We start from the raw sequence: 22,968 nt of genomic DNA on the forward strand, positions 1-22,968 counted from the left end.
GAACACGGCGGGATGCGACAGCAGACGGACGCGACAATGAGCCGCCACAGCGAGACCGTGATCAACGTCATCAACCCGAACATGACGGCGACGATGACCGAATTGATCGCCAAGGCGGCCCAGGCGAGCGCAAGCCCGTCGACGCGGATCGTCGGCCGCACCGCGCGGTTCGGCGCCGCCTCGATCGAGGGCCATTACGACGAGGCGATTGCCACGGTCGGCATGCTCAAGGAGGTCGAGGCCGGAGACGCAGAAGGCTGCCACGCCCATGTGATCGCCTGCTTCGGTGATCCCGGCCTGCTCGCCGCGCGCGAATTGTCGGCTGTGCCGGTGCTCGGCATCGCGGAAGCTGCGATGCATGCGGCGAGCTTCGTCGCCACCCATTTCAGCATCGTGACCACGCTGTCGCGCACCAAGGTGATCGCCGAGCACCTCGTGCGCAATTACGGCATGGAGCAGCATTGCCGCAGGGTGCGCGCGGTCGACGTTGCCGTGCTCGACCTCGACAAGCCCGAAGCCAATGTCCGCGGCACGCTGCTCGGCGAATGCCGGGCGGCGCTGCGCGAGGACGGTATCGGCGCCATCGTGCTCGGCTGCGCCGGCATGGCCGATCTCGCGCACGACCTCTCCACCGAGCTCGGAATTCCCGTGATCGACGGCGTCGCCGCAGCGGTGCGCTTCGCCGAGGCGCTGATCGGACTGGGGCTGAAGACGTCGAAGCACGGCGATCTCGCCTTTCCGCTGCCGAAGGCGCGGACGACGCTCTGACTTCAACTTGTAGCCCGGATGAGCGCAGCCTGCCCACCTGGGGAGTTCCGCAACGACCATCGACGCGCCACATTGGGATCAACCCATGGAGCCGTCGATGCCCGATCTGTCCACCCTCTCCTCACTGTCCTCCGCGCTGGCCGCCGCTGTTGCCGCCGCAGCGCCATCACTGGTCTCGGTCCATTCGCACCGCTCGCGCGCCACCGGCTTCGTCTGGAAGCCGGGCCTCGTCGTCACGGCGGACGAGACGCTTGCCGAGGAGGGCGAGATCGTGCTCGCCTTCGCCGACGGCACGACCCGCCCCGTCACGATCGCCGGGCGTGATCACACCACCGACATCGCCTTGCTCCGCGTCCAAGGCAAGGATGTCGCGGCCGCCTCGCTTGCCGGCGGCGTGCCGCCGCTCGGTGCTCTGGCCATCCTCGTCGCCGCCGATCAGGGCAAGCCGGCCGCGGCGTTGGCGATGGTCTCGCAATCGGCGGGCGCCTGGCGCAGCCTGCGCGGCGGCGACATCGATGCGCGCATCGAGCTCGACACCAGGCTGCGGCACAGCGCCGAAGGCGGTCTCGTGCTCGACGCTGCGGGCCACGCGATCGGAATGGCCGTGCGCGGCCCGCGCCGGACGCTCGTGATACCCGCGGCCACGATCGAACGGGTCGCCAGCAAGCTCGAGACGCATGGTCGCATCGCTCGCGGCTATCTCGGCGCCGGCCTGCAGCCGGTCCGGCTCGACGATGGACTCGGTGCGATGATCATGAGCCTCGACAAGAGCGGCCCGGCCGCGGCCGCCGGCCTGCGCCAGGGTGACGTCATCACCGCTCTTAACAAGGAGCCGTTCAGGGGCATGCGCGCGATGATGCGCGAACTCGGTTCGGACAGCGTCGGCGCCGTCGTCGAGGTCGCAGCGCTGCGTGCCGGCGAGCCGGTGCAGTTCGCCCTGACCATCGGCGAGAGGCCGGCGTGAGCGAGGAGGCGCGCGCGCCGATCAGGATCGCGATCGCGGTCGACGATGCCGAGCTGGCCGACCGGCTGGCGGCGCTGCTCGGCGATGTCACGGGCCTGACGCTGGTCGCCCCCGGCGAGAGCGCCGACGTCGCCGTCGCGCCGTTGCATGGCAGTGATGAGGCGCGCAGCGGCGACGACAGGATCGACGGCCAGACGATCGATGATTTTCAGCTCACCGCGCGCGAGCGCGACGTCCTGGCGCTGATGGCCGAGGGCTGCTCCAACAAGGAGATCGCGCGCAGCCTCGGCATCTCCGTACATACGGCGAAGTTCCACGTCGGCTCGCTGCTCGACAAGCTCGATGCAACGGGCCGGACGGATGCGGTAGCGCATGCGGCGCGACGGGGAATCATCGAGCTGTGAGACCGCAGGCCGGCGCGGCGCGCTTCACGACCTCACGGCGAGCTACTTCCGCAAGCCGCTCATCACGCGCGGCAGCAGCGATGCGGCCAGCATGCGATAGCCCTCCGGGGTCAGATGCACACCGTCGACCTGATGCGGCAGGCCACGGAACATGCCGTTCTCGACCATCACGACCTTGATGCGGCGCTGCGCGGCCTTGGCCAACATGGCGCTGATGCTGCTGGCGCGCTGGTCGCCGACCCCTTTGCGGGCGTCGTTACCGCCGGGCTGCAGCACCAGCACGCGGGTTGATCCATCGACCGCGCTGTCGAAGCGGGACAGCATCCCGGCTGTGGTATCACCGTTGATGCCGGCGTTGGCGACGCTGACCCGAACGCCCTTGCCGTGGAGCATGGCCTCGAGCTGGGCCGGAAAATCCTCGCCGCGATTGACGCCCTTGCCATAGGTGTTGCTGGCGCCCAGCGCGACCACCTCGGCGGCGTCTGCCGCTCCGATCGCCGCGAACGCCAAGCCACACACAGCTAACAGTGCCACCATCTGGCGCCGGACAAGGCGGCCCAAAGATCCCGCTGGCATTTTCTTTTCCCCCCGCTTGGTGTGAGAGGAAGCGTAGCTCACCAGTCGTCTGGTGAAAAGCGCGCGGCGCTACGGGTCTCATCACGCAGCATGCGCCAAGTCGACTGTGGAAGAGTCCTGTTTCTCTCTACCCGTCATTCCGGGGCGCCCGCAGGGCGAGCCCGGAATCCATTGAGCGACAGAACAAGGGGCAAAATGGATTCCGGGCTCATCGCTTCGCGATGCCCCGGAATGACCGGAGAGCAGCAGCGTCAGGCCTTCTTCTTCACGTCCTTGACGTTGGAGAACACGATGCCTTCCGCGCGTTCCTTGGTGTAGCCGAGATAGAACTCGTTCTTGGCCAGGAACACCGGATCGCCGTCGACGTCGTCGGCGACGCCGGAATTGTTGGCGGCGATGAACGCCTCGAGCTTCTTCTTGTCGTCGCACGAGATCCAGCGCGCCAGCGAGAACTCGGAGATCTCGAATTCGACCGGCAGCGAGTACTCGGCATCGAGCCGCGCCTTGAGCACGTCGAGCTGCAGCGGTCCCACCACGCCGACCAGCGCCGGCGCACCGTCACGCGGGCGGAACACCTGCACGACGCCCTCCTCCGACATCTGCTGCAAGGCTTCCTTCAGCTTCTTCGCCTTCATCGCATCGGTGAGGCGGACGCGGCGGACGATTTCCGGGGCAAAGCTCGGCACGCCGACGAAGGTGAGATCCTCGCCCTCGGTCAGGGTGTCGCCGATGCGCAAGCTGCCATGGTTGGGAATGCCGACGACGTCGCCGGCGAAAGCCTCGTCCGCCACCGAGCGGTCCTGGGCGAAGAAGAATTGCGGGCTCGACAGCGGCATGGTCTTGCCGGTGCGTACCAGCTTCGCCTTCATGCCGCGGTTGAGCTTGCCCGAGCACAGCCGCGCGAACGCGATGCGGTCGCGGTGGTTGGGGTCCATATTCGCCTGGATCTTGAACACGAAGGCGCTCATGCGCGGCTCGGCGGCGTCGACCTTGCGCAGGTTCGACTCCTGCGCGCGCGGCGACGGCGCGTAGCGGCCGAGGCCTTCGAGCAGATCGCCGACGCCGAAATTGCGCAGCGCGCTGCCGAAATAGACGGGCGTCAGGTGGCCCTCGCGGAATGCCTCGAGGTCGAACGGCTTGCAGGCTTCCTTGACCAGCTCCAGCTCGTCGGTGATCTGACTCATGTCGAGATTGGCGTTGATCTTGCCGAGCTCGGCGATGTCGATCTGCTGCGCCGCGCCGGTCTTGGCGCCGCCGCCTTCGAGCAGGCGCACGCCGCCGTCGCGGATGTCATAGGTGCCGATGAAGTCGCGGCCGCGGCCCACGGGCCAGGTCATCGGCGTGGTGTCGAGCGCCAACGTCTTCTCGATGTCGTCCAGCAGATCGAAGGTGTCGCGGCTCTCGCGGTCCATCTTGTTGATGAAGGTGATGATCGGGATGTCGCGGAGGCGGCAGACCTCGAACAGCTTGCGCGTGCGCGCCTCGATGCCCTTGGCGGCGTCGATCACCATGACGGCCGAGTCGACCGCGGTCAGCGTGCGATAGGTGTCTTCGGAAAAGTCCTCGTGGCCCGGCGTGTCCAGCAGGTTGAAGACGAGCCCTTCGAACTCGAAGGTCATCACCGAGGTGACGACCGAGATGCCGCGCTCGCGCTCGATCTTCATCCAGTCCGAGCGGGTGTTGCGGCGCTCGCCCTTGGCCTTGACCTGGCCGGCGAGGTTGATGGCGCCGCCGAACAGCAGCAGCTTCTCGGTCAGCGTCGTCTTGCCGGCGTCCGGGTGCGAGATGATGGCGAAGGTGCGCCGGCGCGCGACCTCGTCGGAGAGCGCGGAGCGGGACGGCTGTTCGGTCGTCAAACTTGTATCGGACATGAGGCGGCGGACGTCGTTTCGGGGCCAGAGAGCGGGCGATTTGATGGGAAAGGCGCGGGATCACGGCCGCCGCGCGCCCTCCATATAGGCGTTTTGCACCGCAACTCCAACCGGCGAGTTGCCCCCTCGCCCGCCCCGGATCAGTGCCGGAGCACCGACACCAGCCAGAACGTCAGCGCCGAGACGATGGCCGAGGCCGGAATCGTGAAGATCCAGGCATAGACGATCGATCCGGCCACGTTCCAGCGCACCGCCGAGGCACGGCGAGCGGCGCCGACGCCGACGATGGCGCCGGTGATGGTGTGGGTGGTCGACACCGGCACGCCGAGGAACGTCGCCAGGAACAGCGTGATGGCGCCGCCGGTCTCGGCGCAGAAGCCCTGCATCGGGTTGAGCTTGGTGATGCGCAGGCCCATGGTGCGGACGATGCGCCAGCCGCCCATCAGGGTGCCAAGCGCCATCGCCGCCTGGCACGACAGCACGACCCAGAACGGCACCGTGAACTGCTCGCCGAGATGGCCCTGCGAGTACAACAGCACGGCGATGATGCCCATCGTCTTCTGCGCGTCGTTGCCGCCATGGCCGAGCGAATAGAGCGAGGCCGAAGCGAATTGCAGGATGCGGAAGGCGCGGTCGACCGCGAACGGCGTCGAGCGCACCGAGGCCCAGGACACGATCGCGACCAGGATCATCGCCAGCACCAGCCCGACCAGCGGCGACAGCACGATCGCCAGCACGGTCTTGGACAGGCCGCTCCAGACGGTGGCCGAGATGCCGGCCTTGGCGACCCCTGCCCCGACCAGCCCGCCGATCAGCGCGTGCGAGCTCGACGACGGAATGCCGGCCGCCCAGGTGACGAGGTTCCAGACGATGGCGCCGACCAGCGCAGCGAAGATCACCTGCGCGTCGACGATCGCGGGATCGATGATGCCGGTGCCGATGGTCTGGGCGACGTGGAGGCCGAACACGCCGAACGCCACGAAGTTGAAGAATGCGGCCCAGAACACCGCATATTGCGGCCGGAGCACGCGGGTCGAAACGATGGTCGCGATCGAGTTGGCGGCGTCGTGCAGGCCGTTGAGGAAATCGAAGGCGAGTGCGACGGCGATGAGGCCGACCAGGATCGGAAGGCCGAGTTGAGCGTCCACGGCGCGGCCCTACCCTAGACCTGTTCGATCATGATCGAATTGATCTCGTTGGCGACGTCGTCGAAGCGGTCGGCGACCTTCTCCAGATGGTCATAGATCTCGGCGCCGACGATGAAGTCCATCGTGTTGGCGTTGCGGTGCTTGAGGAACAGCTCCTTCAGCCCGATGTCGTGGAGATCGTCGACCCGTCCCTCGAGCTTGGTCATCTCCTCGGTGATCGCGGTGATCATCGGCACGTTCTGGCCGATCGCCTGCAACAGCGGCAACGCCTTTCCGATCAGGTTGGCGCAGTCGACCAGCAAGGTGCCCATCTCGCGCATGGTCGGCTCGAACTCCTTGACCTCGAACAGCACCACGGCCTTGGCGGTCTGCTGCATCTGGTCGATGGCGTCGTCCATCGAGGTGATCAGGTTCTTGATGTCGCCGCGGTCGAACGGGGTGATGAAAGTGCGGCGGACAGCGGTCAGCACTTCGCGGGTGATGTTGTCGGCCTCGTTCTCGAGCTGGCTGACGCGCTGGCAATGCCTGAGGATGTCGTCGCCGCCCTGCAGCATGTCCTGCAGCGCATGGGCGCCTTGAATCACCACCTTGTTGTGGCGGGCGAACAAATCGAAAAACCGCTCCTCCCGCGGGAGGACGGCGCGAAACCAGTGCAGCATGGGACGAGATCCATCCATTCCGAAACGGGCCAGGGCCGGCCCGTCACAGAACTGTCATACTCCGGATCGCGCACCAGCAGAAGCGGTGGCCGGATCATCCACCGCTTTCTGCCCTTTCGACGATCTCTTTTCAGATCAATTACTTAGAGGGATCGCTTGAACAGATGGGCGATTTCCCCGACGACGCCGCGGCGGAAGGTGAGCACGCAGGCGACGAAGATCACGCCCTGGATCACCGTCACCCACTGGCCGAACCCGGACAGATATTGCTGCATGCCGACGATCACGAACGCGCCGACGACGGGGCCGAACACGGTGCCGAGCCCACCGACCAGGGTCATGAGCACGATCTGGCCGGACATCCCGACCTCGACGTCGGTCAGCGAGGCATTCTGGGCGACGAACACCTTCAGCGCACCGGCGAGGCCCGCCAGCGTCCCCGACAGGATGAAGGCGAGCAGCTTGTAATGGTCGGTCTTGTAGCCCAGCGAGATCGCGCGCTGCTCGTTCTCACGGATCGATTTCAGCACCTCGCCGAACGGCGAGTTGATGGTGCGGAAGATCAGCAGGAAGCCGGCGAGGAAGCCGACCAGCACGACGTAATAGAGCACCGTCGGCTTGGACAGGTCGAGGATGCCGAACATCCGGCCCTGCGGAATGCCCTGGATGCCGTCCTCGCCATGGGTGAACGGCGCCTGCAGATAGATGAAGTACAGGAGCTGCGACAGCGCCAGGGTGATCATCGCGAAATAGATGCCCTGGCGTCGGATCGAGATGTAGCCGGTGATCACCGACAGGACGAACGATCCGGCGACGCCCGTCAGGATGCCGAGCTCGGGCGGCAGCCCCCACACCTTCAGCGCGTGGGCACTGCAATAGCCGGCCGTTCCCAGGAACATCGCATGGCCGAACGACAGCAGGCCGCCATAGCCGATCAGGAGGTTGAAGGCGCAGGCCAGCAGCGCGAAGCACAGCGCCTGCATGACGAAGAACGGGTACAGCCCGGTCCACGGCACGATCGCCAGCAGCGCTGTCATGATGACGAACACGATCATCTCGTCGCGCATCGCGCGCGGGGTGATCGGCAGGGTTGCGTCGGTGATGGATGTCATGTCAGGCCGCCCGTCCGGTCAGACCCGTCGGCTTCACCAGCAGCACCAGGACCATCAGAACGAAGACCACGGTGTTGGAAGCCTCGGGATAGAAATATTTGGTCAGTCCCTCAATCACGCCGAGCAGGAAGCCGGTGATGATCGAGCCCATGATCGAACCCATGCCGCCGATCACGACCACCGCGAACACCACGATGATGATGTGCTCGCCCATCAGCGGCCGCACCTGGTTGATCGGCGCCGACAACACGCCGGCCAGCGCCGCGAGCCCGACGCCGAGGCCGTAGGTCAGCGTGATCATGCGCGGCACGTTGATGCCGAACGCCCGCACCAATGTCGGATTCTCGGTGGCCGCGCGCAGGTAGGCGCCGAGCCGGGTCCGCTCGATCAGGAACCAGGTCGCCAGACAGACGACCAGGGAGAATATGACGACCCAGCCGCGATAGACCGGCAGATACATGAAGCCGAGGTTCATGCCGCCGCGGAGCTGATCCGGGATCGCATAAGGCAGGCCGGACGAGCCGAAGAAGTTCTGGAACACGCCCTGGATGATCAGCGCCAGTCCGAACGTCAGAAGCAGTCCGTAGAGATGGTCGAGCCCGGCAATCCATTGCAGCATGGTGCGCTCGAGGACCATGCCAAAGATGCCGACGATGATCGGCGCCAGCAGCAGCGCCCACCAATAATTGATGCCGCCGAGGTTCAGCAGAAAATAGGCGCAGAACGCGCCCATCATGTAGAGCGCGCCATGGGCGAAATTGATGATGTTGAGCATGCCGAAGATGACGGCAAGCCCGAGACTGAGCAGCGCGTAGAACGAGCCGTTGATCAGTCCGACCAGGAGCTGTGCGTAGAGGGCCTGCATCGTCTTGTTTCTGTTTTCTCTCGGCGTTTCCCAGAAGATGGCGGCCCCGGCGACGTTCAGCCGCCGGAGCCACAGCGGTTCATTTCTTCAACAAGGCGCACGCGCTCTTGTCGAGCGGCGTGAAGGCCTGGTCGCCCGGTACCGAGCCGACCAGCTTGTAGAGATCCCACGGGCCCTTGGACTCCGAGGGCTTCTTGACCTCGAACAGATGGGCGGTGTGGATGGTGCGGCCGTTCGGCTGGATCTCGCCCTTGCCGAACAGCGCATCGTCGGTCGGGATCGACTTCATCTTGTCGACGATCTTGACGCCGTCATGCGGGTTCTCGCCGAGCGCCTCCAGCGCCTTGAAGTAATGCATCAAGCCGGCATAGACGCCCGCCTGCACCATGGTCGGCGGCGCGCCGTTCTTCATCCGCTTGGCGAACCGCTCGGAGAAGGCGCGGGTCTGGTCGTTCATGTCCCAGTAGAAGGTCTCGGTGAAGTTGAGGCCCTGCGCGATGTCGAGCCCGATCGACTTGACGTCGGTCAGGAACAACAGCAGCGCGGCAAGCTTCTGGCCGCCCTTATTGATGCCGAACTCGGCCGCCTGCTTGATCGTATTGGTGGTATCGCCGCCGGCATTGGCGAGGCCGATGACCTTGGCGTTCGACGACTGCGCCTGCAGCAGGAAGGAGGAGAAGTCGGAGGTGTTGAGCGGATGCTTGACGCCGCCGATCACCTTGCCGCCATTGGCGGTCACGACCGCCGTGGTATCGCGCTCCAGCGCGGCGCCGAAGGCGTAGTCTGCCGTCAGGAAGAACCAGGTCGAGCCGCCCGCCTTGACCAGCGCCTGGCCGGTGGTGTGCGCGAGCATGTAGGTGTCGTAGGTCCAGTGCACCGTGTTGGGCGAGCACTGCGCGTTGGTGAGATCCGAGGTCGCAGCGCCCGAATTGATGTAGACGCCGTTCTTTTCCTTGACGACGTTGTTCACCGCCAGCGCCACGCCCGAGTTCGGCACGTCGACGATGACGTCGACCTTGTCGACGTCGAACCACTGCCGCGCGATCGAGGTGCCAATATCCGGCTTGTTCTGGTGATCGCCGGAGATGACGTCGATCTTCCAGCCCTTCGCGGTGAGGCCGGAATCCTCGATCGCCAGCTGCGCTGCGAGCGTCGAGCCGGGACCGCCGAGATCGGCATAAAGACCCGACTGATCGGACAGCGCGCCGATCTTGACGGTCTTGTCGCCGGCCGAAGCGACGCTGCCAGCGGCGAGAGTGAGTGCCGTTCCCAGCAGCAGCGACGCGATGAATTTGCTCTTCATTTCCAACTTCCAGAACTTTCCAAGAAAACTGCCAAGAGAACTGCCAAGAGATTCTACCAAGAAAACCGCGAGAAAACCGCGGAAGGAACTGCCAGGTCAGCGCCGCTGGCGCTGGTCAGACGCCGAGATAAGTATGCAGCTTGTCCATGTTGGCCGACAGATCGGCATTGGCGAAGCCGTCGATGACCTTGCCGTGCTCGACGACGTAGTAGCGATCAGCGACCGTCGAGGCGAAACGGAAGTTCTGCTCGACGAGGAGAATCGTGAAGCCTTCCTTCTTCAGCCGCGCGATGGTGTGGCCGATCTGCTGGATGATCACGGGCGCGAGACCCTCGGTCGGCTCGTCCAGCATCAGGAAGCTGGCACCGGTGCGCAGGATGCGCGCGATCGCCAGCATCTGCTGCTCGCCGCCGGAAAGCTTGGTGCCCTGGCTCTTCAGCCGCTCCTTCAGATTCGGAAACAGCTCGAAGATCTGGTCGAGCGTCAGCCCGCCCGGCCGCACAACCGGCGGCAGCAGCAGGTTCTCGCGGACATCGAGGCTCGCGAAGATGCCGCGCTCCTCCGGGCACAGCGCGATGCCGAGCCGCGCGATCTTGTCGGAGGTCATGCGGATCAGCTGCTGGCCGTTGAACTGGACCGAGCCGGTGCGCTTGCCGATGATCCCCATGATCGACTTCAGGGTCGTGGTCTTGCCGGCGCCGTTGCGCCCGAGCAGGGTGACGACCTCGCCGGCATTCACGTTGAAGTTCATGCCGTGGAGAATGTGGGATTCGCCGTACCAGCTCTCGAGGTTGTTGACGTCGAGAATGGTGCTGGTCGCAGCCGCCTGCCCTGGCTTCGTGGCCGTCATCACCTCAGGCATGTCCGGCTCCCAGATAGGCTTCCTTGACGCGCTCGTCCTTGGAGAGCTCAGAATACGGCCCTTCCGTCAGCACCTGCCCGCGCGTCAGCACGGTGATGGTGTCGGAGAGGTTGGCGACGACGCTGAGATTATGCTCGACCATCAGGATCGTGTATTTGGCGGAGATGCGCTTGATCAGCGCGGCGATCTTGTCGATGTCCTCATGGCCCATGCCGGCCATCGGCTCGTCCAGCAGCATCATCTCCGGATCGAGCGCCAGCGTGGTCGCGATCTCCAGCGCACGCTTGCGCCCATAGGGCATTTCGACTGCCGGAATATTGGCGAACTCGCTGAGACCGACGTCGTCGAGCAGCTCGAGCGCCCGGCTGTTGAAGCGGTTCAGAACGCTCTTGGAGCGCCAGAAATCGAACGACGAGCCATGCTGGCGCTGCAGGGCGACGCGGACGTTCTCCAGCGCCGTCATATGCGGAAACACCGCCGAGATCTGGAACGAGCGGACTAGGCCAAGACGCGCCACGTCGGCCGGCGCCGTCGCCGTAATGTCCTGACCCTTATAGAGAATCTTGCCGGCCGACGGCGTCAGGAACTTCGTCAGCAGGTTGAAGCACGTGGTCTTGCCGGCCCCGTTCGGGCCGATCAGCGCGTGAATGGTGCCCCGGCGGATCTTGAGCGAAACATCGCGAACGGCAAAAAATCCCGCGAATTCCTTCGTCAATCCGTGGGTCTCGAGAATGAACTCGTCAGCCAAAGATTCCCCCCAAGCCGGCGCCGTCAGCGCCTGGCCCTCGCTTCTTCCTGTACGGCGGCTCTGCCGGACGGCTGGACGATTCCTCGTCGCCACCCGCGACCGCTTCGCGCCGGAATATGCCGTCAATCGAGGGAGTTAGGCAAGGCGGAAAGCTGGGCAACGACGTCGCAAGGCGGCCGGCGGACCTTGCGTTGAAATCGGCCGGTATTTCCCGCTGACATAGAAAATCATACCACCGGCATTTTCCTGCACGCGCGCGGCGATCGCAGCTCCAACTACTTCGCAGCCTTCACGTCCTTTGCGTAGAGATCCGGCTTGAAGCCCACCACGCGGCGGCCGCCGAGATCGAGCACCGGGCGTTTGATCATCGAAGGCTGCGCCAGCATGAGCGCGATCGCCTTGCTCTCGGTGAGTCCGTTCTTGTCTGCGTCGGGCAACTTCTTGAACGTCGTCCCGGCGCGATTGAGCAGCACCTCCCAGCCGAGCTCGTCGCTCCATGCCTTGAGTTTAGCTTTGTCGATTCCGGCGGTCTTGTAGTCGTGGAATTCGTAAGCGACGCCGTGATCGTCGAGCCAGGCCCGCGCCTTCTTCATCGTGTCGCAGTTCTTGATTCCGTAGATCGTGATGCTCATGCCCCGCGTCCTCAAACAATCGTGTCCGACCGCGGCGGATGTCCCGCGTTGCGACAATCGGCGGTGCATTTTGCAGCGCGATTCACCCGCTTTTGATTCAGCCGATGCCGCACGTTCCGCGGTCGGAATTCGCTCCGACCTTTGCCACGAAACTGTCGGCTGAGCATTACATTTTCTTCGCATCCCCGGCGTATCTGGCGCACGAACAGGAGACCGCGAATGGGCAAGATCATGGTCCGTTGTCAGCAGACCGGCCGCAGCATCGAGACAGGGATGGAAATGGACGCCGCGCGCTTTCAGCGCATGCCCGTGTTCTTCTCGCGCGCCTACTGCCCGCACTGCCGCATCTACCATGAATGGTTCGCCGCCCATGCCTGGGTCGAGGAGACGCGCGAGCGCATTGCACTGGCGTGACCGCACAGAATAATGGATGCCACGCGCAACGCATCTCCACACGCCGTCAGGACAGCAGCGCGGCGATATCCTCCTCCGTCAGCGCCTTGCCGACATTGCCCTCGCGATCGAACAGTGAATCGGCCGGCGCCTGCTTGCGCTCACCGATCTTCTCCTCGATCGTCCCGGCGGCGACCAACCGATAGACGAAGACCGTCTTGTCCTGGCCGATGCGGTGGGCTCGATCGATCGCCTGCTCCTCCACTGCGGATTCCACCAGGGGTGGTAGATGATGACGGTGTCGGTCGCCGCAGGTTCAGCCCGCCGCCGGCCTTGAGGCTGGTCAGGAATACCGGGCTGTCGCCCTTCTGGAACGCCGTGATCGCACGCTTGCGATCGCGCGTATCGCTTGTCAGCCCCCGTCCATCGGATCGCTCTTCAGCGGCTTGTCGGAATCCCCCGGCATCAGGCAGGGATAGAGTTCGCTGAACGTGAATTCCGCCCCGCCGTCCGCGCGATCGAACCGCAGCACCACATCGAAGCGTTTGCCGGACCAGTGGGTCGGTAACTGGCTTTCATTGCTCACCGGCAGCCGCGGCAGGATGTCGGAGATGATCGCCTTGTGCTCCCACGCCACCAGCACGGTGCCGGACAGCGATAGCAGGGCTTCGACCAGCGCCGCCTCCTGCCCCTTCGCAAAGGACGTGTTCGGCTTGTCGAGGCCGACGCGCGCAGCCAAATCGAGCACCGTCTCATAGGGCCGGCGGCTCGGGTCGGAGCCGTCCTCGGTGCTGTCGGGATCGGCGGCATAGACCGCCTGCGGTGTCGGATAATCCGTGCCGCCCAGTCCGCTGCCGAACAGCGCCGTCCAGGCCCCTGCCCGCTCCCAGCCGAAGATCACCAGCGACTTGGAGTCCGGCTGGCCCTCGTGGGTCAGGCCCGGGCCTGTCGCGTCGCCGTCGGGCTTCTCGGCATGGCGGATGATCAGCAGCGTCAGCGCGTTCATCGGCAAACCTCTCAGGTGGCATCATACATCCATCACACGCGATTGCTACTTGAGATTGCAATCGCGAGAACGCATCATGGCGTTTTTCCAACCAGGATTCATTTCAGATGAGCGTCGGATTGCGACAGACCCGCCGGACATTCCTGGCAACGGCCGCGATGGCGGCAGCCTCCACCGTCATCTCGCCGAGGCCGAGCCGCGCCGCCGCGAAATATCGCCGCCACAGCGTCACCAGCGCGGAAGGCCAGAAGATGCTGGCGAGCTACGCCAAAGGCGTCGCCGCCATGCTCCAGCTCCCCGCAAACCATCCGCAGAACTGGTTCCGCAACGCGTTCATCCACCTGATGGACTGCCCGCACGGCAATTGGTGGTTCTACGTCTGGCATCGCGGCTATCTCGGCTATTTCGAGCAATCGATCCGCGCCCTCAGTGGCGACGACAATTTCGCGCTGCCCTATTGGGACTGGACCGAGCTGCCGGAGATTCCTGCCGGCATGTTCGACGCCGTACTGACACCGACCGACCGGGCGTATCAGCCGTTCACCGGGAATCTCGCGGTCTTCACCTCGTTCATCAAGCCGGCGCTGACGGATTACTGGAACAGCCTGTCGAAGGATCAGCGCGGCCAGCTCGAGATCCGCGGCTACAAGTCGATCGACGATCTCTGGAACGACGTCACCGGCTTCTCGCCGTCCGCCAATGCCGGCATCTCCGGCAATGAGGCCTTCGCGACCACCTGCGCCTCACGCTATCTGTCACGCGACAATCCGAAGCTCGACGCCAAGACCACCTACGACGTCTCGCCCTTCGTGATCATGGCGGGCCTGCTGCCGACCGACTTCTACAACTCCGACAACTATCTGAGCTTCACCAGCTCGAAGACCGCCTCGCACAACACCCAGCCGAATGGCGCGACCAAGTTCTCGACCCTGGAAGGCCTGCCGCACAACAAGGTCCACAACTACATCGGCGGCGTCGGCCCGCTCGATCCCGGCCCCTACGGCAACATGACCAACTTCCTGTCGCCGGTCGACCCGATTTTCTTCCTGCACCATTCGAACATGGACCGGCTCTGGGATGTCTGGACGCGCAAGCAGCAGCGGCTCAAGCTGCCCTATCTGCCGCAGGGCGCCGAACTGAAGACGTTCTCCGACGAGCCCTTCCTGTTCTATGCCGACGGCAAGGGCGGCTATGTCGGCCCCAGCAAGGCCGGCGACTACATCTCGACCGACCGCTTCGACTACGACTATGCGCCAGGCTTCGGCGAGGACATCGTCAATCCGCCCGCGGTCGCCGCGGCGCCGCAGGCCAAGCCGCAGCAGGGCTCGGTCAAGGCCAATGTGGGCACGGTGAGGATCCCTGGCGATGCGCTCGAAGCGCATCTGGCGGCAGCGCGGCCGCAGCCGCTGATGGCGCAGATCACGCTGCCTCGCCCGAGCGGCTATTCGACCGTGCGCGAATTCGACGTCCTGGTCAACGCGCCCGCCAACGTCAGCAAGGTCACGGCTGACAGCCCGTATTATGCAGGCACCATCGCCTTTTTCGGATCGATGATGCCGGGCATGGCCATGACCACGGATGCGAGTTTCGCGGTGCCGCTGCCGACGAAGCAGGAGGCCTTCTCCGCCCTGCGGGCCGCGCCCAACCAGCCGCTGAGCATCCGCGTCGTGCCCTCGGGCGGCGTCGGCACCGCGCCGACGCTGAAGGCGCTCTCGGTCGGACCGCTGCGCCGATGAACGGCAGGCGCGCCGCGCTGCGGAGCTGCGCCGTGCTGCTCTGTGCGGTGCTGCGGCCGGCCTCGTCCTTGGCCGCGGAGCCGTTCAGAGCCGTCGATCTGGTCGTGCCGCGGCCATTGGATGCGAGCAAGGCTCCCGTCGTCGAGATCAGCCTGGGCGCACTGGGGCGGGGCCAGGAGGTGACGGTGACGACGGCGTCCGGGATGCCGCTCGGGACCATCTCGCCATTCGGCCTTCGCACTGGCGCGGAGGCCGGCACCTACGCGCTTCCGGTGCCGAAGGAGGCGATCAAGAGTGGACGCCTGTCGATCCGTCTCAGCATCAGCCAACCCGGCGGCAGCCGCGCGCCGACGCCGCAGGAGGTTCGCGGCATCACGCTCAAGCTTGCTCCGCGGCCATGATCCGTCGTCTGCGCCGCAAGCGCGCCGGACTCAGACCGTCCCGCTCCGTGCACGTTCTGCGCGCTGCTCGAACGGGCTCGCCATGCTGGGCTGTCCGATCCAGACGCGGTTGAGCAGCCGCGTGAACGGCGGACACGTCGTCCCCTCGATACGCGCCATCGCCTCCTGATAGGGGCCGACGGTACGCAATCTCTCCGGCAGCATCGCATAGGCGCGCGGCAGAAACCGCCTGGCGCGCGCCGCGCTGCGGCGTTCGCGCTCGCCATAGGGCAGCGCGAACGCAAGCCGCAGCCGCTCCGGCAGCATCTCGGCCGTCAACGCCGTGAACCAGCGCGGCGGTCCGATAAGGGTCGCCTCGCCGGAGAAGATACGCTGCGCGATCTCGCGCGCCGCCGGGCCGACCGTGAGCGTCTCCGACGCCATCATCTCGGCCGTATAGGCCTTGAACGACGCCCAGTCCGGCGGCATGGCCTCGTGTGGAATTCCGAACAGGCCCGCGAACCGCGTCGCCTCGCGCCAATATTGCTCGCGCTCGGCATCGTCGAGCGGGCGGCACAGCAGGCCGTAGGACATCATCGCAGTCTCGACCAGGGTGGCATGGACCCAGCGCAGCGCGTCGACGTCATTGGCGCGATAGCGCGAGCCGGCCGTAAACGGTCCGACCGTCTCCGGCATCACGCCGTCGACCGCGGCGTGCCGCCGATACAGCCGCCGCGCCACCGCGACCGCCTGCGCGCGCGTGCCGAACACCATGGTGTAGACGATGCTGAAGGTGCGGTGGAAACGGCCGAGCGGGTCGGCAAACACCTTGGACTGCTCGGCAATGCCCGCCGCCACCCAGGGATGGGCGAGCTGCAAAAGCAGCGCGCGGCCAGCGCCGAGAAACAGCGCGGCCTCGCGATGCACGCGCCACATCACGCTGTCGGACGGCAGCACGGCATCGCCCGGCGTGGCCGGCGCGGACAGCACCTCGGCCAAGCACCGTTCGAAATCGGCATCGCTGACGATCACGGCCGCTGCGGGATCTCCAGCCCGCGCTGTACCGCCGGCCGCGCCAGCCCGCGTTCGAGCCAGGCCGGCACGTGCTTCAGCTCATCAAAGGCGACGATGTCGCGCGCGCCGTAGAACCCGATCAGGTTGCGCACCCACCCAAGCGTCGCGATATCGGCAATCGTGTAGTCGGCGTCCATGATCCACTGCCGGCCATCGAGCCGCGCCTCGAGCACGCCGAGCAGCCGCCTGCTCTCCGCGACATAGCGCTGCAACGGCCGCTTGTCCTCGTACTCGCGGCCGGCGAATTTGTGGAAGAAGCCGAGCTGCCCGAACATGGGACCGATGCCGCCCATCTGGAAATGCACCCACTGGATCGTCTGCCAGCGCCGCGCCGGATCGTTCGGCAGGAATTTTCCGGTCTTCTCGGCAAGGTACTGCAGGATCGCGCCGGATTCGAACAGGCCGAGCGGCTGGCCGCCGGGACCGTCGGGATCGATGATCGCGGGAATCTTGCCGTTCGGATTGAGCGAGAGGAATTCAGGGGTCTTCTGGTCGTCCTTGCCGAAATCGATCGTGTGCGGCTCGTAGGCCAGGCCGGTCTCCTCCAGCATGATCGAGACCTTCACGCCGTTCGGGGTCGGCAGTGAATAGAGCTGGATGCGGTCGGGATGCTGCGCCGGCCAGCGCGTGGTGATCGGAAAGCTGGAGAGATCGGACATCGTGGCTCTTGCTCGCTTTGTCGCTGAGGCCTCAATCTAAGCCCGTGAGCCGCCGCTGCAAGGTTCGATGCGGAACCCCATGCGGCCGACCGTCTTGTGTTGCTGCATCGTGCAGAAAGCCAGCATGCCGAGCCCGACCTACCAGTTGATCATGCAGGCGATGATCACGCGCCAGCAGGTGCTGTGCATGTATGGCGGCTTCGCCCGCGCGATCTGCCCGATCATCCTCGGCCACACCGCCGGCCGCGAGCGCGTGCTCGCGTTCCAGTTCGCGGGCGGCGCGAGCAGCGGCCTGCCGCCGGGCGGCCAATGGAAGTGCTTCGATGTCGCTGACATCAGCGAGGTCGAGCTGCGCCAGAGGCGCTGGCATTCCGGGCACAGCCACCGCCAGCCGCAATACTGCGTGGCCGACGTCGAGCTCGACGTCAATCCGGACAGCCCCTACGACCCGAAACGACCGATTACGCCGCAGCGCGGTGAGATTCGGCGGAAGCGCTGACGCTACTGCGGCTCGCGCAGGCGCACGCGCAGCAGCGCCGGCAGTTTCGAGGTGGCATCATGCTGCGCGAGCTTCGCCGCGACCCTGCGCATCAGCGACGACGCGCCCTGCCTGGCAAACAGCTTCATGCCGCGATAGCTGAAATCCACCACCACCTCGTGATGGCGCATGCCCTTGCCGCCCTTGACCAGGCCAAGGTCGCGCACCAGGCAATAATGCCCGTCGCTCATACGTGCCAATCGGGTGTTCTCGAACATGCAGCGAAGCAATGCACCGAGTCGCAAATCCGTCAAGATTGACAGGAACGACTCATGAACCCAGCACGTCGGCAACGCGCCGCCGCGGCGCGAACGGCAGCGTAGGACCATAGCCGAAACGCAACACGAGATCCGGCCGCCGTGTCGTTCCGATCACGCGCGCCAGTTCGGGACGCAGCGCAGCCACCTCTACCGGCTGGTTGATGAAGGCGAGCTTGAGGCCTAGGCGCGTCGCCTCGAGCGCAAAGCGCTGGCACGCCTGCCCGACCCTGATCCAGTGCGAGGGATCGGCGTTCTCGGCTGCGAACACGGCAAGACCGGCAGATGAGCCGATCTGGCGCGCATATTTGTCGTTCTCTGCCGCCGCATCGAAGAGGTGGTCGAACGCGATGCCGCCGAGCGCGGTCGGCAACGACGGATTGCCGCTCGCGGGTGCAAACAGGCCGTCACCCGTTGCCATCGCGCTGCGCGGATTGAAGCGCAGCCAGGACTTCAGCTCGCGCATGAACGCGACGTCGCGCATCTGGGCGTCGTTGCCGGCGACGACGAGGTCGCGGATGGCCGCAATCACAGTACGATCCGTAATGAGTATGAGATCGACGCCTCGCGTGGCTGCTGCCACCTGCAACGCCGCAAGATCGCCTGACGGCACGGCGCGTCCGTCGTAGTCGGCACGTGTCGACTGTCTGCGGACGATCGCAGGCAATAGCGGATCGTCATGCGGCTCGGCGTTCATAAAGCTGTAGCGCACCGTCTGCCCGTCGATGGCAACCTCGCCTCTTCGGCCGCTTGCAGCCGCCGCGATCGCGAGATTGGCGGCCGCGCAGCCCAGGCTGACGAACAGATGATGGTCGTCCGGATCGACCACCGGCGTGCGGCGTGACGGATCGGGCATGATCTCGATCGCATCCTGCGTCACGCGAAAGCGCCATGGCTGCGTGTTGTGACTGTTGGCTGCGAGTGTCGCGTAACGGATGACATCGGTGATCTCGGGCGACAGCGGTGCGCGCAACCGGGCGATATAGTCGTCATACGCGCGCATCGTGCCGGTCGCGGCGCGCCAGGTGCCGGCGCCGAGCGCGGCCACCGCAAGCGCGCTGCCGCCTCCTATCAGGACCTGCCGTCGGTTCATGACTCTGCGCCCGCAATTCTCGCCGCGACCTCGATATCCTCACGATAAGCATGTTCCGCATCGGCGCGTTGTTGCAGATCAAGGCCGCGGCAGCCGGCAAGAACATCGACTCCATGCTGTTGACAGCACCAACAAAGCGGCGTATGTCCCGCGGCCTCGCGAGCGACTGCGCCCGCGACAAACATGAGCGAGACGATGTCCTTCGGCTACGAACACTTCATCCGCACGTCCAACGGCGTCATGCCGGTGGATGGCGCACGCCATGCTCGGGGGAGCGATCTTGCTTGAGGCAAGATCAACAGTCCGCATCACACGGACCCTCCCGAGCCAGCCGCTCCGGAGGGTTTTTTGTTGCCCTCAGGCGAACCGGCTGCACGGCGAAACCAACGGAAGTCCCGGCCTTGGGCCGGAAAGGGAGACCCGGATCCCGGGGCTCGCGCAGGTGATGCGCGCGGCCCGAGCGCGCGGGGCCTGTCGGAGGGAACGAGGCGGCAACGCCGGACACCGATGACAGAGCGAGCTTCAAGGAGCTCGCAACATGCGGCGCCGAAGAGCGCCGCAGACAAGCTATTTGAATTCCCGGCCGCTTGCGGCCGGGAGCTGCTGGTGGTGAAGGTGTCGGCTCCTTCGTGCCATTGGTGATGCGGGTTCGAATCCCGCCTATGGCGTCACGTACCGTGGAGGCGGCCATGCGAGGGCCGTCGTGTCGCGGGTTGCGGTTGTTCTTCTTTCGGATGACCTGCGTTGGCGTCATTGATCGCCGAGACCGCCTGTTCCCCAGCATGCCATCAACGCCACTCGGTGACCGCCGGGCGGCCAAGGCGGTGGTGAAGATGTCTGTTACTTCGTTGAAACCGAGCGCCCCATTGGGGCAGCGACAGCATCGCTTATTCCCCGCCGAACGTATCCACGAGCCGTGGTGAAGACGACTGTTACTTCGCCTTGCACGCCAGAGGTCGCGGGTTCGACTCCCGCCCGGTGTCCTGCCGGTAGCTCAGAGGTCAGAGCGCTGTCCGGTCTCTCAGCGACCGGGTCTCAGTCGTCGCCTGTTCCCGGCTCGTGATCCATCTCAACCGGTGACCCTCATCGAACAGGCGGTCACGTCGTTACGGCGCAGCTACCTGCTGCGCCGCCTTCTTCCACGCGCCGTGGTGAAGAGTGCTGATACTTCGATTGCGGATCGAGAGGTCGTGGGTTCGACTCCCATCCGGCGTTCCATGCGCCGGTAGCTCAGCGGCAGAGCACTATCCGCTCCATGCCAGTGGAGCGGAACTCAGCATTCGCCCGTTCCCGGCGCGTGGTCCCCTGCCGCGCATGGTCTCCGAGACGAGATCATGCGTGACAGCCGGTGCTCCGGCCATTCCATCCATCATCAACCCAGAGAGGAGGCCATCATGGTCAGGCTCAACAAGTTCCTGCGCGCCTTCACCCATGAGGGTGCGCCGTCCCGGCAGCTCGCGCCCGAGCAGGCGCTGCAGCGCACGCTGATGAGCTGCCTGCTGTGGGAGGACCAGTTCTACGAGGACGGGATCGCGATCGCCGAGCGCATCAAGGCGCTGGTGCCGCTGGTCGAGCCGCGCGAGGTGGCTCAGCTCGCGGTCCGTACACGCGAGGAGATGAAGCTGCGGCATGCGCCGCTGCTCGTCGCCCGCGAGATGGCGCGGCTGCCCACGCACCGTGCGCTGGTCGCCGAGACGCTGTCGCGCATCATCCAGCGGCCGGACGAGATGACCGAGCTGCTGGCGATCTACTGGGCGGATTCGCTGGGTCCGCAGCAGCAGCGCAAGCGGCAGCCGGTCTCGGCGCAGGTCAAGAAGGGGCTGGCGAAGGCGTTCGCCAAGTTCGACGCCTATCAGCTCGCGAAGTATGACCGCGAGGGACCGGTGCGGCTTCGCGACGTGCTGTTCCTGGTGCACGCTCGGCCCAGGGACGCCGCGCAGGAGGCGGTGTGGAAGCAGCTCGCCGATGGCGGGCTGCCGTCACCCGACACCTGGGAGGTCGCGCTCTCGGCCGGTGCGGACAAGCGCGCGAGCTTCGAGCGGCTGCTCTCGGAGAAGCGGCTCGGAGCGCTGGCGTTGCTGCGCAACCTGCGCCTGATGCAACAGGCCGGGGTGTCGCGGTCGATTATCGCGGCCGCGATCGAAACGATGCGGACGGACAGGATCCTGCCGTATCGGTTCATCACGGCGGCCCGGCACGCGCCGGACTTCGAGCCCGAGCTCGAGGCCGCGATGCTCCGGTCGATCAAGGGCTACGCGCGGCTTCCGGGCCGCACGCGGCTGCTGATCGACGTCTCCGGCTCGATGTTCGCATCGCTGTCGGCGAAGTCGGAGATGACGCGCGCGGACGCGGCGTGCGGGCTGGCGATCCTGGCCCGCGAGGTCTGCGACGAGGTGGAGATCTTCACGTTCAGCGACAAGGTCGTGAAGGTGCCGCCGCGGCGTGGCTTTGCGCTGCGCGACGCGATCCTCGGATCGCAGCCGCATTCCGGGACCTATCTCGGGCGTGCGGTGGGCGAGGTCGACCGCAAGGGAGACCGCCTGATCGTCTTCACCGACGAGCAGAGTCACGATGCGGTGCCGGCGCCCAAGGCGCGCGGGACCATGGTCAACGTGGCGTCGTACCAGCACGGGGTCGGCTACGGACCCTGGACGCGGGTCGACGGCTTCTCCGAGGCCGTGATCGCCTGGATCGCGGCGCATGAGGAGACTCTGCGCGGCGCGACCCTGCACTGACGACAACGGACCCGGACGCGTCACGGACGCGCCCGGGTCTTCCGTTAACCAGGCACATTCGGCGCCGACTTGCGCTGCTTGCTTCAAGGCGTCTGCTTCAGCAGCGGCGCCACGGTTTCGATCTCGTCGGTCATGACGCCGCCGGTAAAGTTCTTGGGCAACCTGGCGATGTCGTCCGGTGTGTCCAGCCCGGCCGAGAACGCCTCACCACTATAGGAGCCGACGACGAAGACGCTGCTTTCGGCGCGCGTCATGCGCGCGAGGAATCGGTCCGGCCAGCCCCACAGCCACGGCGCGACATTGATCGGGACCAGCACCATCATGTTGTGGCACGCGGACGGCACCAGGCCGGTCCAGCCATAGCCGAGATAACGGACCAGGCAGCTCTTCAGCATGCCGCGCGACATGACCTTGAGATCCGGCAGAGACGCCCTGAGCGTCGCGATCGGCGCGTCGCCGCCATAGACCGTCAGTCGCGCCCGTCGCGCGCCAGGCAAGCGCGCCAGAGCATCCGCCAGCAGTCGGCCTTCCGCCGGATCATTGCTCTTGACGTTGATCAGGAAAGCCTTGTCCGGAAAGGCTGCGAGCACCTCGTCCAGCGACGGCATCAGGCCGACGCCCTTGCCGCGGAATGGAAAGGTGCGGCCGCCATCGGCGGTGTAGCCATAACCGATATCGAGCTGCCGCAACGCCGTCATCGCATGCTCGCGCGTGACGCCCTTGCCATCGGTGCGACAGTCGAGCGTCCAGTCATGGAACACCGCGAACTGGCCATCGGTGGTTGGGTGCACGTCGAATTCCACGATATCGGCGCCGGCCAGAAAGCTGGCGTGCATCGAGGCGATGGTGTTCTCGAGATACTCATGCGTCGGCGGCAGCATCCGCGCCGCGGTGCAGGTTTCGCTCGTCAGGCCGGTGCGATCGAACTGCTGTGACAAACCGCGATGAGCCAGAACGATCGCCTGTCCAGCAGTTTTCGACACCAGCAAGCTGGTGTTGTTGACGAACATGAAGCCGACGCACAGCAATGCCGTCACGCCGGCGCATTTCCAGAATCTGCTCATACCCCGCCAATTCCGTGACGATTCGAGCCGAATTGCGTCCAACCCTCGTGGGTGCAAAAGCTCTCGCGCGGGGATCACGCATTCTTGCATCCGGCACGCCGATCGCGAGCCTGCATCAGAA

The 22,968-nt window shown here is 65.5% G+C and carries 24 protein-coding genes, 1 tRNA gene and 1 pseudogene; 9 read left to right on the plus strand and 17 right to left on the minus strand.

The features are described from left to right. Window positions 1–36 precede the first annotated feature (36 nt). The 3 genes from QX094_RS28720 (at window position 37) to QX094_RS28730 (ending at window position 2,136) form a co-directional block, all read left to right on the plus strand. On the plus strand, window positions 37–768 hold the full coding sequence (locus QX094_RS28720; RefSeq protein WP_316173850.1) for an aspartate/glutamate racemase family protein: 732 nt from the start codon (window positions 37–39) through the stop codon (window positions 766–768). A 97-nt stretch (window positions 769–865) separates the two neighbouring features. Continuing rightward, a complete protein-coding gene (locus QX094_RS28725) occupies window positions 866–1,732 on the plus strand; it encodes a S1C family serine protease (protein ID WP_315712488.1) in 867 nt (288 codons plus the stop codon). Next, a complete protein-coding gene (locus QX094_RS28730) occupies window positions 1,729–2,136 on the plus strand; it encodes a helix-turn-helix transcriptional regulator (RefSeq protein WP_316173852.1) in 408 nt (135 codons plus the stop codon). The genes QX094_RS28725 and QX094_RS28730 overlap by 4 nt, the downstream gene beginning before the upstream one ends. A 42-nt stretch (window positions 2,137–2,178) precedes the next feature. On the opposite strand, the gene QX094_RS28735 is transcribed toward QX094_RS28730, so the two are convergent. The 10 genes from QX094_RS28735 to QX094_RS28780 all read right to left on the minus strand — a co-directional run bounded on the left by QX094_RS28735 (window position 2,179) and on the right by QX094_RS28780 (window position 11,912). Continuing rightward, complete coding sequence (locus tag QX094_RS28735; protein WP_316173854.1) at window positions 2,179–2,754, minus strand: GDSL-type esterase/lipase family protein; 576 nt, start codon at window positions 2,752–2,754, stop codon at window positions 2,179–2,181. Between the two features lie 209 nt (window positions 2,755–2,963). Continuing rightward, window positions 2,964–4,583 (minus strand): peptide chain release factor 3, encoded by a 1,620-nt coding sequence (locus QX094_RS28740; RefSeq protein ID WP_316188401.1) that lies wholly within the window; start codon window positions 4,581–4,583, stop codon window positions 2,964–2,966. A 140-nt stretch (window positions 4,584–4,723) separates the two neighbouring features. Further along, on the minus strand, window positions 4,724–5,731 hold the full coding sequence (locus QX094_RS28745; RefSeq protein ID WP_315712493.1) for an anion permease: 1,008 nt from the start codon (window positions 5,729–5,731) through the stop codon (window positions 4,724–4,726). 14 nt (window positions 5,732–5,745) lie between these two features. Continuing rightward, a complete protein-coding gene (locus tag QX094_RS28750) occupies window positions 5,746–6,390 on the minus strand; it encodes a DUF47 domain-containing protein (protein ID WP_315712494.1) in 645 nt (214 codons plus the stop codon). Window positions 6,391–6,533: 143 nt separating this feature from the next. Further along, window positions 6,534–7,502 (minus strand): branched-chain amino acid ABC transporter permease, encoded by a 969-nt coding sequence (locus tag QX094_RS28755; RefSeq protein WP_315712495.1) that lies wholly within the window; start codon window positions 7,500–7,502, stop codon window positions 6,534–6,536. A 1-nt stretch (window position 7,503) separates the two neighbouring features. Continuing rightward, window positions 7,504–8,367, minus strand: coding sequence for a branched-chain amino acid ABC transporter permease (locus QX094_RS28760; protein WP_315712496.1), 864 nt, complete (start codon window positions 8,365–8,367; stop codon window positions 7,504–7,506). A gap of 79 nt (window positions 8,368–8,446) precedes the next feature. Continuing rightward, window positions 8,447–9,670 carry an ABC transporter substrate-binding protein gene (locus QX094_RS28765; protein ID WP_316173856.1) on the minus strand — a complete coding sequence of 408 codons (1,224 nt, stop codon included), beginning with the start codon at window positions 9,668–9,670 and terminating at the stop codon, window positions 8,447–8,449. A 115-nt stretch (window positions 9,671–9,785) separates the two neighbouring features. Next, window positions 9,786–10,532 (minus strand): ABC transporter ATP-binding protein, encoded by a 747-nt coding sequence (locus tag QX094_RS28770; RefSeq protein WP_315712498.1) that lies wholly within the window; start codon window positions 10,530–10,532, stop codon window positions 9,786–9,788. Next, window positions 10,525–11,280, minus strand: coding sequence for an ABC transporter ATP-binding protein (locus QX094_RS28775; protein ID WP_315712499.1), 756 nt, complete (start codon window positions 11,278–11,280; stop codon window positions 10,525–10,527). Before QX094_RS28775 ends, QX094_RS28770 begins: the two co-directional genes overlap by 8 nt. A 275-nt stretch (window positions 11,281–11,555) precedes the next feature. Next, a complete protein-coding gene (locus tag QX094_RS28780) occupies window positions 11,556–11,912 on the minus strand; it encodes an ArsC family reductase (protein WP_315712500.1) in 357 nt (118 codons plus the stop codon). A gap of 219 nt (window positions 11,913–12,131) precedes the next feature. Between QX094_RS28780 and QX094_RS28785 the strand changes: the two genes are divergently transcribed. After that, window positions 12,132–12,326 carry a hypothetical protein gene (locus QX094_RS28785; RefSeq protein WP_316173857.1) on the plus strand — a complete coding sequence of 65 codons (195 nt, stop codon included), beginning with the start codon at window positions 12,132–12,134 and terminating at the stop codon, window positions 12,324–12,326. A 46-nt stretch (window positions 12,327–12,372) separates the two neighbouring features. On the opposite strand, the pseudogene QX094_RS28790 reads toward QX094_RS28785, so the two are convergent. Beyond that, window positions 12,373–12,721: pseudogene (locus QX094_RS28790) on the minus strand (helicase-related protein); the annotation flags it as partial. Continuing rightward, window positions 12,718–13,311, minus strand: coding sequence for a histidine phosphatase family protein (locus QX094_RS28795; protein WP_316184835.1), 594 nt, complete (start codon window positions 13,309–13,311; stop codon window positions 12,718–12,720). The pseudogene QX094_RS28790 and the gene QX094_RS28795, both read right to left, overlap by 4 nt. A 107-nt stretch (window positions 13,312–13,418) precedes the next feature. On the opposite strand from QX094_RS28795, the gene QX094_RS28800 reads away from it, so the two are divergent. Both QX094_RS28800 and QX094_RS28805 read left to right on the plus strand, forming a co-directional pair. Next, window positions 13,419–15,047 (plus strand): tyrosinase family protein, encoded by a 1,629-nt coding sequence (locus QX094_RS28800; RefSeq protein ID WP_316184833.1) that lies wholly within the window; start codon window positions 13,419–13,421, stop codon window positions 15,045–15,047. Beyond that, window positions 15,044–15,448 carry a hypothetical protein gene (locus QX094_RS28805; protein ID WP_315712504.1) on the plus strand — a complete coding sequence of 135 codons (405 nt, stop codon included), beginning with the start codon at window positions 15,044–15,046 and terminating at the stop codon, window positions 15,446–15,448. Before QX094_RS28800 ends, QX094_RS28805 begins: the two co-directional genes overlap by 4 nt. A 30-nt stretch (window positions 15,449–15,478) precedes the next feature. On the opposite strand, the gene QX094_RS28810 is transcribed toward QX094_RS28805, so the two are convergent. Beyond that, window positions 15,479–16,459 (minus strand): oxygenase MpaB family protein, encoded by a 981-nt coding sequence (locus QX094_RS28810; RefSeq protein ID WP_315712506.1) that lies wholly within the window; start codon window positions 16,457–16,459, stop codon window positions 15,479–15,481. After that, on the minus strand, window positions 16,456–17,160 hold the full coding sequence (locus QX094_RS28815; RefSeq protein WP_315749889.1) for a glutathione S-transferase family protein: 705 nt from the start codon (window positions 17,158–17,160) through the stop codon (window positions 16,456–16,458). The genes QX094_RS28810 and QX094_RS28815 overlap by 4 nt, the downstream gene beginning before the upstream one ends. Before the next feature lie 124 nt (window positions 17,161–17,284). Here QX094_RS28815 and QX094_RS28820 point away from each other — a divergent pair, with 124 nt between their 5' ends. After that, window positions 17,285–17,659, plus strand: a complete 375-nt coding sequence (locus QX094_RS28820; RefSeq protein WP_315712509.1) for a hypothetical protein — start codon at window positions 17,285–17,287, stop codon at window positions 17,657–17,659. 2 nt (window positions 17,660–17,661) lie between these two features. On the opposite strand, the gene QX094_RS28825 is transcribed toward QX094_RS28820, so the two are convergent. After that, window positions 17,662–17,889, minus strand: coding sequence for a hypothetical protein (locus QX094_RS28825; protein ID WP_315712510.1), 228 nt, complete (start codon window positions 17,887–17,889; stop codon window positions 17,662–17,664). A 79-nt stretch (window positions 17,890–17,968) separates the two neighbouring features. Beyond that, window positions 17,969–19,048, minus strand: coding sequence for an Acg family FMN-binding oxidoreductase (locus QX094_RS28830; protein ID WP_315712511.1), 1,080 nt, complete (start codon window positions 19,046–19,048; stop codon window positions 17,969–17,971). Between the two features lie 1,143 nt (window positions 19,049–20,191). Here QX094_RS28830 and QX094_RS28835 point away from each other — a divergent pair. Both QX094_RS28835 and QX094_RS28840 read left to right on the plus strand, forming a co-directional pair. Continuing rightward, window positions 20,192–20,266: transfer RNA gene (locus tag QX094_RS28835), tRNA-OTHER, on the plus strand. A gap of 176 nt (window positions 20,267–20,442) precedes the next feature. After that, window positions 20,443–21,783: a TROVE domain-containing protein gene (locus tag QX094_RS28840; RefSeq protein ID WP_316184830.1), complete on the plus strand. Its 1,341-nt coding sequence runs from the start codon at window positions 20,443–20,445 to the stop codon at window positions 21,781–21,783. Window positions 21,784–21,866: 83 nt separating this feature from the next. Here QX094_RS28840 and QX094_RS28845 read toward each other — a convergent pair whose 3' ends face one another. After that, complete coding sequence (locus QX094_RS28845) at window positions 21,867–22,847, minus strand: glycerophosphodiester phosphodiesterase family protein (RefSeq protein ID WP_316184829.1); 981 nt, start codon at window positions 22,845–22,847, stop codon at window positions 21,867–21,869. Window positions 22,848–22,968: the final 121 nt, after the last annotated feature.

Source organism: Bradyrhizobium sp. SZCCHNS1050 (assembly GCF_032484785.1).
Lineage (GTDB): Bacteria > Pseudomonadota > Alphaproteobacteria > Rhizobiales > Xanthobacteraceae > Bradyrhizobium.